Below are 13,484 nucleotides of genomic sequence, written 5' to 3'. Positions count from 1 at the left end.
ACGGATGTGTTCGCATGAAGCGGCAGGTTAGGCAGGGCCTCTGCACGCGGCAATTACCTGCGAGGTCGTTGAGGCGGACAACCGCCGCGATACCCTCTGCGCCATGAGCCCGCCCAGTTCCTCCGCTCGAAGCGAACGAGCCGACCTCGGCCCCCTGCTGCGCCATTGGCGCGCCGTGCGGGGCCGCAGCCAGCTCGATCTCGCGCTGGAAGCCGGCATCTCGCAACGCCACATCAGCTTCATCGAGAGCGGCCGCAGCGCGCCCGGTCGCCAGACGCTGCTGCAGATCGCGCAGACGCTCGACGTGCCGCTGCGCGAGCGCAACGCCTTGCTGCTCGCCGCCGGCTTCGCGCCGTTGTATTCGGAATCGCCGTGGGATGCGGCCGAGATGCAGGGCATCGAGAGGGCGCTGCGGCGCATGCTGCGGCAGCAGGAACCGTTTCCGGCCGTGGTGATGGACCGCCACTGGAACGTGCTGATGACCAACGATGCGGCGCCGCGGTTCTTCGGTCGCTTCGTCGACCTGTCGCGCCGCGCCTCGCCGCGCAACCTGCTGCACCTGATGTTCGATCCGGACGGCATGCGCCCATTCATCGCGAACTGGGACGACGTGGGCCGCAGCCTGATCCAGCGCGTGCACCGCGAATCGACGGAGCGCGTCGTCGACCTGCAGACGCAGGCGCTGTTGTCCCGACTGCTGGCCTATCCCGGCATCGATCCGGCGTGGCAGCACACGAAAGCCCTGCTGGTGGACGCGGCCGCCTCCGCGCTGCCGATGGTGCCGATCACCTTCGCGCGCGACGGTGCCGCGATCAGCCTGTTCTCGCTGGTGACCACGGTCGGTACACCGCAGGCGGCCGCGTCGCAGGAGCTGCGGCTGGAGACGATGTTTGCGGTGGACGATGCGTCGGAGCAGGCCTACGCGCAGTTCGTCGCGTGATTCGCCGCCGATCAGACCTCGGCTGCGCCGACCGCGCAGCGGAACGACAGCCAGCGCTCGGCCACCCACTGCAGCGCGGCCGGATCGCCGGTCGTCTCGAGTGCCACCACGTCAGCGGCCGCCGATGCTGCCCCGGTGGACTGCCACAGCTGGGCCGCGCGCCGCGCCACCGCGTCGCCGGTGTCGATGACCCGGACCTGCGGCCCCATCGCCGCGGCGATCAGGTGCTGCACGAACGGGTAGTGCGTGCAGCCGAGCACGACGGTGTCGACCTCCGCGTCGCGCAGCGGCGTGCAGCAGCGCTCGACCATCGCCCGCAACTCGGGCGTGTCGAGTGCGCCGCGTTCGATCAGGTCGACCAGGCCCGGGCAGGGCTGGACGACGATCTGCACCGCGTCGCCTTGCCGTGCGAGCAGCTGGCGGAATTTCTCGCTGCGCAAGGTGCTCGTGGTGGCCAGCACGCCGATGCGACCGTTGCGGGTCGCGGCCACCGCAGGCTTCAACCCCGGCTCGACACCGACGATCGGCAGCGCCGACCAGCGCTCGCGCAGGCGGGCGACCGCCGCGGCGGTCGCGGTGTTGCACGCGACCACCAGCAGCGTCGCGCCATGCGCCACCAGGTGCTGCGCGATGCGCTGCGAGCGTTCGACGATGAAGGCCTCGCTGCGGTCGCCGTACGGCGCATTCGCCGAATCGGCCAGGTAGCGCAGCGGCGCCCGCGGCAATTGCCGGCGCAGCGCCTGCAGCACCGACAGGCCGCCGAGCCCCGAATCGAACACGCCGATGCAGGCGACGGCAGGGGACTCGGCAGGCTGGGGCTCGGGCATGGCGGCGCAGTCTAGCAACGCATTCGACGCGAACGTCTCGCAGGCGACGCCGAAACTGCCCCGACCTGTGCGAGAATCAAAAAAGCACGATCGTTCTATTTCGATGCCGCAGCAGGGTCTCCCCCGGTGCGGCACGCGGGGGCTCCAAGGCCCCGCCACTAGAATCGATCAACCCTTTCAGAGTCATCAGGAGCGTGCGAATGAAGGTATTGGTCGCGGTCAAGCGCGTTGTGGACTACAACGTCAAGGTGCGGGTGAAGAGCGATGGCAGCGGCGTGGACATCGCCAATGTCAAGATGAGCATGAACCCGTTCGACGAGATCGCCGTCGAAGAAGCGGTCCGCTTGAAGGAGAAGGGCGCGGTGACCGAGGTCATCGCCGTCTCGCTCGGCGTCACGCAGTGCCAGGAGACGCTGCGCACCGCGATGGCGATCGGCGCCGATCGCGCGATCCTCGTCGAGACCACCGAAGAGCTGCAGCCGCTGGCGGTGGCCAAGCTGCTGAAGGCGCTGGTCGACAAGGAGCAGCCGGGGCTGGTGATCCTCGGCAAGCAGGCGATCGACGACGACTGCAACCAGACCGGGCAGATGCTGGCCGCGCTGGCCGACCTGCCGCAGGCCACGTTCGCGAGCAAGGTCGAGATCGCCGATGGCGCCGCGACCGTCACGCGCGAGGTCGATGGCGGCCTCGAGACGCTGAAGGTCACGCTGCCGGCCATAGTCACCACCGACCTGCGCCTCAATGAGCCGCGCTACGTGACGCTGCCCAACATCATGAAGGCGAAGAAGAAGACGCTCGAGGTGCTGAAGCCGGCCGACCTGGGTGTCGACGTGACGTCGCGCCTGAAGACGCTGAAGGTGAGCGAGCCGCCGAAGCGCAGCGCCGGCATCAAGGTGGCCGACGTGGCCACCCTCGTCTCCAAGCTCAAGACCGAAGCCAAGGTGATCTGATCATGACCGCACTCGTAGTTGCTGAACACGACAACGCCTCGATCAAGGGCGCCACCCTCAACACCGTGACCGCCGCGGCCCAGTGCGGCGGCGAGGTGCACGTGCTCGTCGCCGGCAGCAATGCCGCGGGGGCCGCGCAGGCCGCCGCGCAGATCGCCGGCGTCGCCAAGGTGCTGCATGCCGACGGCCCGCAGTTCGCGCACGGCCTGGCCGAGAACGTCGCGGCGCAGGTGCTGGCCGTGGCCTCCGCCTACAGCCACATCCTGTTCCCCGCCACCGCGAGCGGCAAGAACATCGCGCCGCGCGTGGCGGCGAAGCTCGATGTCGCGCAGGTCAGCGACATCACCAAGGTCGACAGCCCCGACACCTTCGAGCGCCCGATCTACGCCGGCAACGCGATCGCCACCGTGCAGAGCAGCGACAAGGTCAAGGTGCTGACGGTGCGCACGACCGGCTTCGACCCGGCCGCCGCCAGCGGCGGTTCGGCCGCGGTCGAGAGCACGACCGCCGCGGCCGACAACGGCAAGAGCAGCTTCGTCGGTTCCGAGATCGCGAAGAACGACCGCCCCGAGCTGACCGCCGCGAAGATCATCGTCTCGGGCGGCCGCGCGCTCGGCTCCAGCGACAAGTTCAACGAGGTGCTGACGCCGCTGGCCGACAAGCTCGGCGCCGCGCTCGGTGCGAGCCGCGCCGCGGTGGATGCCGGCTACGCGCCGAACGACTGGCAGGTCGGCCAGACCGGCAAGATCGTCGCGCCGCAGCTGTACATCGCCGCCGGCATCTCCGGCGCGATCCAGCACCTGGCCGGCATGAAGGATTCGAAGGTGATCGTCGCGATCAACAAGGACCCCGAGGCGCCGATCTTCAGCGTGGCCGACTACGGCCTCGAAGCCGACCTGTTCACCGCCGTGCCGGAGCTGGTCAAGGCCCTGTAAGCCGGCCGGCGCCGCACCGCAAGCCCGTTCGCTCGACACGCGCAGCAACGGGCTTTTTCATGCCCACAACAACCAGGAGACACGCATGTCAATGCCGTTGAACGCGCGGCCGGCCGAGCGCCGGGCCGCTCCCAAGCCGGCCGGCATCCCCTCGGGGGATCGGCTGATGTATTCATCGGACGAGGGGTTGTCATGAGCTACATCGCGCCTGTGAAGGACATGCTGTTCTGCATGAAGGAACTGGCCGGCCTGGAAGCCGTTGCGCAACTGCCCGGCTTCGAAGACGCCGGGCTGGAGACGGCGCAGGCGGTGCTCGAGGAATGCGCGCGCTTCAACCAGGAGGTGCTCGCGCCGCTGAACTTCGAGGGCGACAAGAACCCGTCGTCGTGGAAGGACGGTCAGGTCACGACGACGCCGGGCTTCAAGCAGGCCTTCCGCCAGTTCGCCGAGGGCGGCTGGCAGGGGCTGCAGCACCCGTCGGATTTCGGCGGGCAGAACCTGCCGAAGACCATCGGCGCGGCCTGCATCGAGATGATCAACAGCGCCAACATGAGCTTCGCGCTGTGCCCGCTGCTGACCGATGGCGCGATCGAGGCGCTGCTGACGGCCGGCACGCCGGAGCAGCAGGCGCTGTTCCTGCCGAAGATGATCTCCGGCGAATGGACCGGCACGATGAACCTGACCGAGCCGCAGGCGGGCTCCGACCTGGCGCTGGTGCGCACGCGCGCCGAGCCGCAGCCCGACGGCACGTACAAGATCTTCGGCACCAAGATCTTCATCACCTACGGCGAGCACGACATGGCGGGCAACATCGTCCACCTGGTGCTGGCCCGCGTGGTCGGTGCGCCGGAGGGCGTGAAGGGCATCAGCCTGTTCCTGGTGCCGAAGTTCATGGTCAACGCCGACGGCTCGCTCGGTGCGCGCAACGATGCGCATTGCGTCAGCATCGAGCACAAGCTGGGCATCAAGGCCAGCCCGACCGCGGTGCTGCAGTTCGGCGACCACGGCGGCGCCGTCGGGCAACTCATCGGCCAGGAGAACCGCGGCCTGGAGTACATGTTCATCATGATGAACGCCGCGCGCTATGCGGTGGGCATGCAGGGCATCGCGGTGGCCGAGCGGGCCTACCAGAAGGCGGTGGCCTATGCGAAGGACCGCGTGCAGTCGCGCCCGGTCGACGGCTCGGTGGCCGGCAGCGCCAGCATCATCCACCACCCCGACGTGCGCCGCATGCTGATGACGATGCGTGCGCTGACCGAAGGCTGCCGTGCGATGGCGCTGACGGCCGCGGCGGCTTACGACGCGGCGCATGCGCACCCGGATGCCGGGGTGCGCAAGCAGAACCAGGCCTTCTACGAGTTCATGGTGCCGCTGGTGAAGGGCTACAGCACCGAGATGAGCCTGGAGGTGACCAGCCTGGGTGTGCAGGTGCACGGCGGCATGGGCTTCATCGAGGAGACCGGTGCGGCGCAGTACTACCGCGACGCGAAGATCCTGACCATCTACGAAGGCACGACCGCGATCCAGGCGAACGACCTGGTCGGCCGCAAGACGGCGCGCGACGGCGGCCAGACCGCGAAGGCGATTGCCGCGCAGATCGAGAAGACCGAGGCCGAGCTCGCCACCCGCGACAGCGCGGCCGCCCGCGCGGTGCGCAAGCACCTGGCCGCGGCCCGCGGGGCCTTCGTGCAGGTGGTCGAGTTCGTCGCCGGCTCGACCAAGGCGCACCCGAACGCGGTGTTCGCCGGCTCGGTGCCGTACCTGATGCTGGCCGGCAACCTGATGGCCGGCTGGCAACTCGCGCGCGCGCTGCTGGTGGCCGAGACGCAGCTGAAGGCGGGCGAGGGCGATGCGGGCTTCCTGAACGCCAAGCTGTCCACCGCGCGCTTCTACGCCGAGCACCTCCTGAGCCGCGTGCCCGGCCAGCGCGACGCGATCCTCGAGGGTGCCGACAGCGTGATGGCGCTGCCGATGGACGCGTTCTGATCGATCACGACCACAAGACCACCGGAGACCTGCCTTGTCGCTTCCGCCCGTTCTGCAGAACCTGCCGCTGCCGGTGATCGGCTCGCCGCTGTTCATCATCAGCAACCCGAAGCTCGTGATCGAGCAGTGCAAGGCCGGCATCGTCGGCGCGATGCCGGCGCTCAATGCGCGCCCGGCCGAACTGCTCGACGACTGGCTGGCCGAGATCACCGAGACGTTGGCCGCGCACGACCGCGCGCACCCGGAACGCCCGGCCGCGCCGTTCGCGATCAACCAGATCGTGCACAAGAGCAACGACCGGCTCGAGCACGACATGGCGCTGTGCGCGAAGTACAAGGTGCCGATCGTCATCACCTCGCTCGGTGCGCGCACCGACGTGAATGACGCGGTGCATGCCTGGGGCGGCATCGTGCTGCACGACGTCATCAACAACTTCTTCGCGAAGAAGGCGATCGAGAAGGGCGCCGACGGCCTGGTGGCGGTGGCGGCCGGTGCCGGCGGCCATGCCGGCGTGAAGAGCCCGTTCGCGCTGGTGCAGGAGATCCGCCAGTGGTTCGACGGCCCGCTCGCGCTGAGCGGCTCGATCGCGAGCGGCGACGCGATCCTCGCGGCGCAGGCGATGGGTGCCGACCTGGCCTACATCGGCTCGGCCTTCATCGCGACCGACGAGGCGCGCGCGAGCGACGACTACAAGCAGATGATCGTCGGCAGCAACAGCGACGACATCGTCTACAGCAACCTCTTCACCGGCGTGCACGGCAACTACCTGAAGGGCTCGATCGTGAAGGCCGGGCTCGACCCCGACAACCTGCCGGAGAGCGACCCGAGCAAGATGAATTTCGGCGGCGATGCGCGCAAGGCCTGGAAGGACATCTGGGGTTGCGGGCAGGGCATCGGCGCGATCGACAAGGTGCTGCCGACGCGGGTGCTGGTCGAGCGGCTGGGCGCTGAATATGCGGCGGCGAAGGGGCGCTTGCTGGCCGCCTGAGCGGCCGCGGTGAATTCGAGCGCGCCGCCGCGGGCCGCCGGCACGCTCTCAGCGATTGGCGCAGAACCCGAACGACGTGCTCGCCCCCGCCTGCAGCACCTGGTTCCACGACACGCCGCTCGCCGTGACGGTGCCGCCGCTTTGCGACACGGCGGCATTCCACGATGTGTAGGTCGTGCCGGCGACGGGGAACGACACGGTCCAGGTCAACGGCGTCGGGTTCGGGTTGGTCACGGTGACGGTGCTGCAATAGCCCTGGCCCCAGTCGTTGTCCACGCCGATGGCTGTCGTGGCAGGCACGGCGCCACCGGTGTTCCCGCCTCCGCCTGATGGACTGCCGGGGGATGGCAGGACCTGCGGGAACTGCAGGCCGAGATCGATCTCCGTCGTGACCGCCAGCGCCACGCCCGTCGCCGTGATCTGCTGGCCGAACACGTCGGTGACCTGGATGTCGTACGGCCCCGCACCCATGCCGCTGGGGGCGATGAAGTAGTTGTACATCTCGCGGCCGAGCGACGTGAACGTGCCGCCGCTGCCGCTGGCCCGGTAGCCGAGCGACGCGACCGGGCCGCGGTGGTCGCGCACCTGCACGCCGGCCCACCACTGGCTGGAGCCTTCCTTGAAGTACAGCTTCGCCGCCGGCGGCGTGCACGAGACGTACTTCCAGCTGATCGGAATGCGCCCGGCCCCCAGCGGCGAGATCTTCGCGAAGGCCTCCTGCGACAGGTCCACGTCACCGGGTGCGCACTCGGGGCAGCGGTCGTCCACCCGCACGACGGTCGACTGTTGCGTGTTCAGGTTCGTCACCTCGATGCACGCACCGCAGGCCTGGGCGGTGTTGTAGTCGGCCGTGTTCATGGCCGCGGTGAGGATGCCGGTGGGTTGGGGGAAGGAGCAGTTGCCGCCGCCGCCGTATCCGTAGAAGGTGCCTTGGCCGGTGTGCTGCTGCTGGTAGTTGCCCTGGGCCGCGGCCATCAGAGGCGCTGCGGCCAGCAGGCTGCCGATCAGCAGCGTCTTGAGGTGGCGGCGTTCCGTCGTGTCTGGCGATTGCATGGTGTCCCCCTTGTGCGCGCCTTGGTGGCGCGAAGGAACTGTCATGCAAGGTCGCCGACAACGCCAGAAGCGAAACAGTTGGCTGCACCTGTTGCACCGGTGCGGCTCCGGCACCGCACCGCGCACCCGGTCAGAAGCTGTGGCGAATGCCGAGGGCCAGAAGGCTGGTCCTGCCTCCAGGGGAAATGCCGATGCCGTTGAAGGCCGGCGTCTCGCGCAACCCCAGCGCGGTCAGGACGGCATCGGGGCCCCCCGCCACGTTGATCGGCCGCAGCCCGGCGGCCGTCACGCCAGGAATCGGAAGAAGGTCCCTCTGGCGATCCTCCGCGACCGCCAGCCGTGAATACAGGACCGTGCGTTTGGAGAACTCATAGTCGGCGCCGAGCAAAGCGCCGATGTTCTTGCCGCGCGTGAAGTTCGTGAACCGGCTCTCGCCGAATTCTCCAATCCACACCAGGTTGCCGGTGGGCAGGCGGGCGCCCAGCACCAGGGTGTCGATTCTCGGTTTCAGCTGTCCGGCGCCTGGCATCCGGATCGGAGCCTGGCCGGGCAGATTCAGGGTATCGCCGTCCTGATAACGCGCCGTGTGATACACCGCGTGGAAAGAAAGTCCTCCCGGCGACACCAGGTATTTACCGGAGAATGCCAGGCCCCAGAACTTGTCGAGCTCGAAGATCGACCCGCCCTGGGACAGGACCGGCACGCCGAACTTGTTGTAATGAAAGCCCGTGCTGACGCTGTAGGTCGGATCCGAATAACTCAGGAACAAGCCGCCGGAACGCCCCCGCCCTGCGCCCGGCTCCGACCCCGAGGTTTCCGCACCTGCATCGGCTGCACCCAGCATCGATCCCGTCGCCGCCGATGCGGTGCTTCCTCTGGCAGGACTGACCATTCGCGACACGCCTGCGTTCGGGCTCGCCGATGCGGCAAAGGCGAAACCTCCCGTCCGAGCCCAGTAACTGATTTGATTGTCCTGGCGAATCTGCAAGGTGTTGGTGACGAGGCCTGCCGTGAACAAGTCGGTGCCCCCCATGCCGTCCGGCGTATTGGTGGCGAAGGTGAAGAAGATCGGGGCATATTGCCGGCCGAGGCGAAGCTCGCCCATCGGTGTCGTCAGGTCGACGTGGGCCTGTTTCCCGAAGAACCGACCGTCCTGCGACAAGCTGCCGTCATCGCTGCCTGGCTGAGATTCGAGAACGAAGCCGGCGGCGTAACCGCCGCCCAGGTCCTCGCGCCCCTTGAAGCCCAAGGTATTGGTGCGCGACAGGCTTTGCGTCACGCGGATCTTTCTGCCGGCACTCCCGGGCGGGAATATCAGCGCAGCAGACGGGCCCCCTGCAGACCCGGCGCTGCCGGCGCCCTTGTACGAGGCGTCGACGGCCGTGTCGATGTTGCCGTAGATGACGAGTTGCGATGATTGCGCGGTGGCATCGCTGGTACCGCCAGCCAACGCGGCTGCCAGTCCTGCGCAACGGAGAAGCACCTGATTTCTCATGTTGGCTTGCAATTCAATGCCGAATTGCCCAGCTCCGCGCGGATATTCGGTGGATCGCATACCGGCGTGCTCTGGGACAGGTTGGCGCAACCGGTCAGCCCGGACAGCATGGCTGCGAGCAGGTAAATCAAGGTCTTCATGCTCATACTCGTTGTTGGTGGATGGTTTGATGAAGCTACCAACCGTTTGGTAGTCTCGTTGGGCAAAAAAAAGCCCGTGGAAAATCACAGGCTGGCGATCAGGTGATCCATGACGTTCTTGTAAACCTTCGCATCGCTTTTCGTTCGTGCAAGCATCAACGCGCCTTGCACTGCCGATACCAGCATCTGCGCCCGCAGTTCCGAATCGGCGCTGGAAAGCAGGGACCCATCGGCGATGCCTCTCTCGAAAATACGTCGAATACCTTGCAAATGAACCTCAGCCAGGCGTTCGAGACCGGACCTCACGCGGGTTGGCAGCGCCCCCCAGTTCGCTGTCATCGCCAGCCCCGGGCACAGCCGCTCGCCGGCCCCTATCACCGCCCCCATGGATTCGACGTAGGCCACGAGCCGGCCCCGTGCCGTGGGCTCGGCTTGCGAATCGAAGAAATTTCCGATTTCTTCGCAAGTCGCATTGAGGATCTCGACTCCGAATGTTTCCTTGTCCGCGAAGTGGTGATAAATGCTGGCTTTGCGGATACCCACGCGCTCAGCCAGTTCATCGAATGCGAGACCCGCGTACGACTTGCTCTGGACGATTCTCAGCCCTTCGTTCAACAGCTTTTCGCGGGTCGTTCCTGTCTTCATGGCTACCTACTGTATGGTAGGTATTGCGGCGCGGCATCAGGGTTTCCACGGCTTCACTGCCAGGGGGCGAGATCGCCCTCTGCCTGCACCCCCGGCGGAAGGCGCAGGCCGTTGTCGAGGACACGCAGGCGGAGGTCCTGGAACGTTCTCTTGCGGGGGCTGTCGCCAAGGTCCGTCGAGTGGACGGCCTGCAGCGCCGCCTGGAAGGCGGGTGAGTCCATCGGTGCGGGCACCACCGACAAGCGCCCGTCGCGATAGGCGATGTCGTAGTTGCCCAGGCCCGACCCCAGGGCCGCACCGGGTGTGATCGCATAGGTACCCGCCGCGGCTCTCGCCGGGCTGCCGGCGCTGCTCAGCGTGAGGCCGCTGAGACCATCGCCTTCGAGCAGGCCGCTGACGGAGTAGCGGGTCGGCCACAGCGTGGCGTATTGGATCTTCAGCGCGTCGGCCGCCGTGATGGTCAGTTGGGCTGGCGTGATGTCGGCGGTGGTGGTGCCGGTGCTGGAAGCGAGCTGGTAGTTCGCTGCGTCGGTGCCCGACAGCGTGCTGGTGTAGCTCACCGTCTTGCCGGTGCCGACGTTCTTGTCGGCGAAGCTGCCGTGCTGCAAGAGGCTGACGCTCTCGCCGCCGATCACGCCGGAGAGGCTACCGCTCAACGAGACCGCGGTGGTGGCGTCGTAGACCTTGCCGGCTGCGGTGGCGGTGGCGTTCAGCGTGGCCGGCGTGATGTCGGCCGTGGTGCTGCCGGTGCTGGAGACCAGCACGTAGTTGGCCGCGTCGGTGCCGGCGAGCGTGCTGGTGTAGTTGACGGTCTTGCCGGTGCCGACGCTCTTGTCGGTGAAGCTGCCGCCTTGCAGCAGACTCACCTGGGCGCCGGTGATGACACCGCTGAGCGCGCCGTTGAGCACGACGGCGGCAGTGCCATCGTAGGTCTTGCTTGCCGCCGTGGTGGCGACCGTCACGGGGGCCGGATCGATGCGGATGCCGGCATCGGCATAGCTGATGTCGTAGCCGCCCCCGGAGGAGTACAGCGTCGACGAGATCTGCAAGCTGCCATCCGTCGTGCTGTAGCTGCCGGCGTTGGCGCTGGTGCTCGCAAAGCTGAGGCTGCCCTGCAGCGTGGCCGCGGCATTTGACGACGCATAGGCCGTGCCGGTGGCCACGGAGCCATCGTAGGTCTTGACGCTCGGCTGGATCGTGACGGTCAGCGGGACCAGGCCGGTGCGCAGAAGCGGCCCGCTGCCTTCGTAGAAGCGCCACGTGGTGCCGCCGCCGGTGGCGCTGATGCTCCAGCCGGCGTTGGTGAAGGTGGACAGCGTGGCGAATTCTCCGTCGGTCAGCGCTCGGGTCACGCTGTCCCGTGAGCTGCCGGAACCCGTGGCCGCTGCAGGTCCCTGGCTTGCCTTCCAGAAGCTTTTCTTGATGTTGCCGCCTATCTGAAAGCCGACGAGAGCGCCCACCTTGCTCGTGCTCGCACCGCTGACGCTGCCGGCGGCAAAGGATCCCTGGATGGCCCCGCCGTCGGACGCACCCACCAAGCCACCGACGTTCGAACTGGAAGAGCCTGTGATGTTTCCGGTGGCATAGCTGTCGACGACGCTTCCGGACAGGGTGCCCACCAGCCCACCGGCGTTGCCGTTGCCGATCGAGACATTGGCGGTGGCGAAACTGCTGGCGATCTGCAATCCGGTACCCGCTCCGACCAGGCCTCCGGCGTCCTTGCCATTCACGGACACGGAGACGCTGGTCGATGATCGGGAAATCGCCGTGTTGTCGGCCAGGCCTGCCAGGCCACCTGCGGCAGAAACCGATCCGGACATGCTCCCGCTCACGTGCGCGTTGATGATCTTGCTGTCGTACATGTTGCCGGCCAGTCCGCCAAGGACAACGTCGGTCCCCGAACTGGTGATGGTCAGCCGTGACAGCCAGATGTCGCGCAACGTCGCGCCTGAGAATGTGTGGCCGAACAGGCCCACATTCGCGAACCGACCGGAACGATTGATCGTCAGGCCGCTGACGTCATGTCCCAGGCCGGTGAAGGTGCCGGTGAACGCATACACATCGGCGACCGGTGCGGCGGTGTACGGGACCGCACTCGCATCCAGGTCGACCGCCAGCGCGTAGCGGCCACCGAGGCCGGTGGTGTCGATGGCCTCCAGCGCGGCGAGGCTGCGCAGCAGCGTGTAGCCGTTGCCATTGATGCTCAGCGTCGCAGCGTTGCCGCCGAGCGTGATCGGCGCGCGCACGTTGTAGTCGGTGCCGGTGGCGACGGCACCCGTGGTTGCGTAGTTGCCGTGGTTCAGCACCAGCCCGGCGGCGTTGCCCGTTGCGGTGATCGCCGCGTTCACCTGGATGTCGTGGTACGCATTGAGCGTCAGCGTCGTGTCGGCGCTCCAGCTGACGGGCGCATTGACCAGGATGTCGCCCTGGCCCGAGCCGCTGCTGTTGTCGGTGACAAGCGTCACGCTGGAGTTCGCGAGCGCGGCGCCGAGCGTGTCGGCGCCGATGCCGCTGCTTGACTGCGCCGCGCTGCCGGCGCTCACGGTGAAATCGGTCGGGTCGACCCGCCAGGTGCCGGTGCGCCCCTGCGCAGCCCGCGTGGTGATGGCCACGGCATCGGCCACCTGCACCTGCCGGCCGCTGGTCTCGATGGAACCGCCGTCGCCACCGTCGGGCGCCGATGCGTCCAGCGTGCCGGCAACCTGCGCGGTGCCGTTTCCGGCATCGGCCAGCAGGCGGATCGAGCCCGTGCTGTCGTCCAGCGTGCGAGCCTCGATCACGCCGGTGTTGTTGACCACCGCCTGCACCAGCGCATCCGCGGCGCGTGCGGTCAACAGCACCTGGCCGCCGTCGGCCTGGATCAGTTCGCGGTTCTCGGCCAGCGCCCGGATCGCGCCGGCGTTCACGGTGATCCCCAGCAACCTGTCGCCGGCCAGGTCCAACGTGATGTCCGAACCCGCGCCCAGGGCGACCTGGCCCAGTGTGGCGCGGATGCTGCCCTGGTTGCTGACCTGGCCTCCGAGCAGCGCGGCATAGCCGCCGTCGGCGGTGGTGATGCTGCCGCGGTTGACGACGCTGCCGGCCGTGCCGCTGAAGCGGTAGCGCCCCGCGATGAAATCGTGGTTGGCCAGGTCGAGCGTGGACGCCACCAGCCCGCCGACGTTGACCTGCGACCCGGCACCGAACAGCACGCCGTTCGGGTTGACCAGGAACACCTGGCCGTTGGCACGCAGGCTTCCGAAGATGGCCGACGCTTCGCCGCCGGTCACGCGGTTCAACGCGATGGACGACGAAGACGGCTGCACGAAGCTGACGCTTTCGCCGCCGGCGATGCTGAAGCTGCGCCAGTCGATCACCAGCCGGTCGCTCGCCTGCGACACGGTGGTGGCCGTGCCACCGCCGGTGATGCTGCCGCTGCCGCTGACCACCTGCCCGCCGCTCGGTGCAGCCGTGGCCGGCATCGCGCCGAAGGCCGACACCGCGGCGACCGTGAATTTGTAGAGCTTGTTCATGGCAACTCCGGTT

Annotated in this window: 11 protein-coding genes; 5 read left to right on the top strand and 6 right to left on the bottom strand. The window is 67.7% G+C overall.

What is annotated here, in order from left to right; all coding sequences use genetic code 11:
- Nucleotides 1-103 precede the first annotated feature (103 nt).
- Complete coding sequence (locus tag ASC98_RS26440) at nt 104-940, top strand: helix-turn-helix domain-containing protein (protein ID WP_056808754.1); 837 nt, start codon at nt 104-106, stop codon at nt 938-940.
- An 11-nt stretch (nt 941-951) separates the two neighbouring features.
- On the opposite strand, the gene murI is transcribed toward ASC98_RS26440, so the two are convergent.
- Nucleotides 952-1,767 carry a glutamate racemase gene (murI, locus tag ASC98_RS26435; RefSeq protein WP_056808755.1) on the bottom strand — a complete coding sequence of 272 codons (816 nt, stop codon included), beginning with the start codon at nt 1,765-1,767 and terminating at the stop codon, nt 952-954.
- A 200-nt stretch (nt 1,768-1,967) separates the two neighbouring features.
- Between murI and ASC98_RS26430 the strand changes: the two genes are divergently transcribed.
- From ASC98_RS26430 to ASC98_RS26415, 4 genes are all read left to right on the top strand, one after another.
- Nucleotides 1,968-2,717: an electron transfer flavoprotein subunit beta/FixA family protein gene (locus ASC98_RS26430; RefSeq protein WP_056808756.1), complete on the top strand. Its 750-nt coding sequence runs from the start codon at nt 1,968-1,970 to the stop codon at nt 2,715-2,717.
- A 2-nt stretch (nt 2,718-2,719) separates the two neighbouring features.
- Nucleotides 2,720-3,652: an electron transfer flavoprotein subunit alpha/FixB family protein gene (locus ASC98_RS26425; RefSeq protein ID WP_056808757.1), complete on the top strand. Its 933-nt coding sequence runs from the start codon at nt 2,720-2,722 to the stop codon at nt 3,650-3,652.
- 192 nt (nt 3,653-3,844) lie between these two features.
- Complete coding sequence (locus ASC98_RS26420; protein WP_056808758.1) at nt 3,845-5,638, top strand: acyl-CoA dehydrogenase; 1,794 nt, start codon at nt 3,845-3,847, stop codon at nt 5,636-5,638.
- Between the two features lie 34 nt (nt 5,639-5,672).
- Nucleotides 5,673-6,626 carry a nitronate monooxygenase family protein gene (locus ASC98_RS26415; protein WP_056808759.1) on the top strand — a complete coding sequence of 318 codons (954 nt, stop codon included), beginning with the start codon at nt 5,673-5,675 and terminating at the stop codon, nt 6,624-6,626.
- Nucleotides 6,627-6,674: 48 nt separating this feature from the next.
- Here ASC98_RS26415 and ASC98_RS26410 read toward each other — a convergent pair whose 3' ends face one another.
- The 5 genes from ASC98_RS26410 to ASC98_RS26395 form a co-directional block, all read right to left on the bottom strand.
- The gene (locus tag ASC98_RS26410) at nt 6,675-7,679 is read right to left on the bottom strand and encodes an expansin EXLX1 family cellulose-binding protein (RefSeq protein ID WP_056808760.1); all 1,005 of its coding nucleotides are present in this window, start codon (nt 7,677-7,679) and stop codon (nt 6,675-6,677) included.
- A 130-nt stretch (nt 7,680-7,809) separates the two neighbouring features.
- On the bottom strand, nt 7,810-9,174 hold the full coding sequence (locus ASC98_RS26405) for a porin (protein ID WP_162249355.1): 1,365 nt from the start codon (nt 9,172-9,174) through the stop codon (nt 7,810-7,812).
- Nucleotides 9,171-9,314 carry a hypothetical protein gene (locus ASC98_RS31200; RefSeq protein ID WP_162249356.1) on the bottom strand — a complete coding sequence of 48 codons (144 nt, stop codon included), beginning with the start codon at nt 9,312-9,314 and terminating at the stop codon, nt 9,171-9,173. Before ASC98_RS31200 ends, ASC98_RS26405 begins: the two co-directional genes overlap by 4 nt.
- 84 nt (nt 9,315-9,398) lie before the next feature.
- Complete coding sequence (locus ASC98_RS26400; RefSeq protein ID WP_056808762.1) at nt 9,399-9,959, bottom strand: TetR/AcrR family transcriptional regulator; 561 nt, start codon at nt 9,957-9,959, stop codon at nt 9,399-9,401.
- A 53-nt stretch (nt 9,960-10,012) separates the two neighbouring features.
- The gene (locus tag ASC98_RS26395) at nt 10,013-13,471 is read right to left on the bottom strand and encodes a YDG domain-containing protein (protein ID WP_056808763.1); all 3,459 of its coding nucleotides are present in this window, start codon (nt 13,469-13,471) and stop codon (nt 10,013-10,015) included.
- Between the last annotated feature and the right edge of the window lie 13 nt (nt 13,472-13,484).

The sequence above is a fragment of the Rhizobacter sp. Root1238 genome, from assembly GCF_001425825.1.
Classification (GTDB): domain Bacteria; phylum Pseudomonadota; class Gammaproteobacteria; order Burkholderiales; family Burkholderiaceae_C; genus Rhizobacter.
This window is presented reverse-complemented; position numbering and strand designations above follow the sequence as displayed.

What these genes read in the sequence shown, in the direction of transcription:
- ASC98_RS26440 (WP_056808754.1), top strand. Translation starts at nt 104, where the DNA reads ATGAGCCCGCCCAGTTCCTCCGCTCGAAGCGAACGAGCCGACCTCGGC.
- murI (WP_056808755.1), bottom strand. Translation starts at nt 1,767, where the DNA reads ATGCCCGAGCCCCAGCCTGCCGAGTCCCCTGCCGTCGCCTGCATCGGC.
- ASC98_RS26430 (WP_056808756.1), top strand. Translation starts at nt 1,968, where the DNA reads ATGAAGGTATTGGTCGCGGTCAAGCGCGTTGTGGACTACAACGTCAAG.
- ASC98_RS26425 (WP_056808757.1), top strand. Translation starts at nt 2,720, where the DNA reads ATGACCGCACTCGTAGTTGCTGAACACGACAACGCCTCGATCAAGGGC.
- ASC98_RS26420 (WP_056808758.1), top strand. Translation starts at nt 3,845, where the DNA reads ATGAGCTACATCGCGCCTGTGAAGGACATGCTGTTCTGCATGAAGGAA.
- ASC98_RS26410 (WP_056808760.1), bottom strand. Translation starts at nt 7,679, where the DNA reads ATGCAATCGCCAGACACGACGGAACGCCGCCACCTCAAGACGCTGCTG.
- ASC98_RS26405 (WP_162249355.1), bottom strand. Translation starts at nt 9,174, where the DNA reads ATGAGAAATCAGGTGCTTCTCCGTTGCGCAGGACTGGCAGCCGCGTTG.
- ASC98_RS31200 (WP_162249356.1), bottom strand. Translation starts at nt 9,314, where the DNA reads ATGAAGACCTTGATTTACCTGCTCGCAGCCATGCTGTCCGGGCTGACC.
- ASC98_RS26400 (WP_056808762.1), bottom strand. Translation starts at nt 9,959, where the DNA reads ATGAAGACAGGAACGACCCGCGAAAAGCTGTTGAACGAAGGGCTGAGA.
- ASC98_RS26395 (WP_056808763.1), bottom strand. Translation starts at nt 13,471, where the DNA reads ATGAACAAGCTCTACAAATTCACGGTCGCCGCGGTGTCGGCCTTCGGC.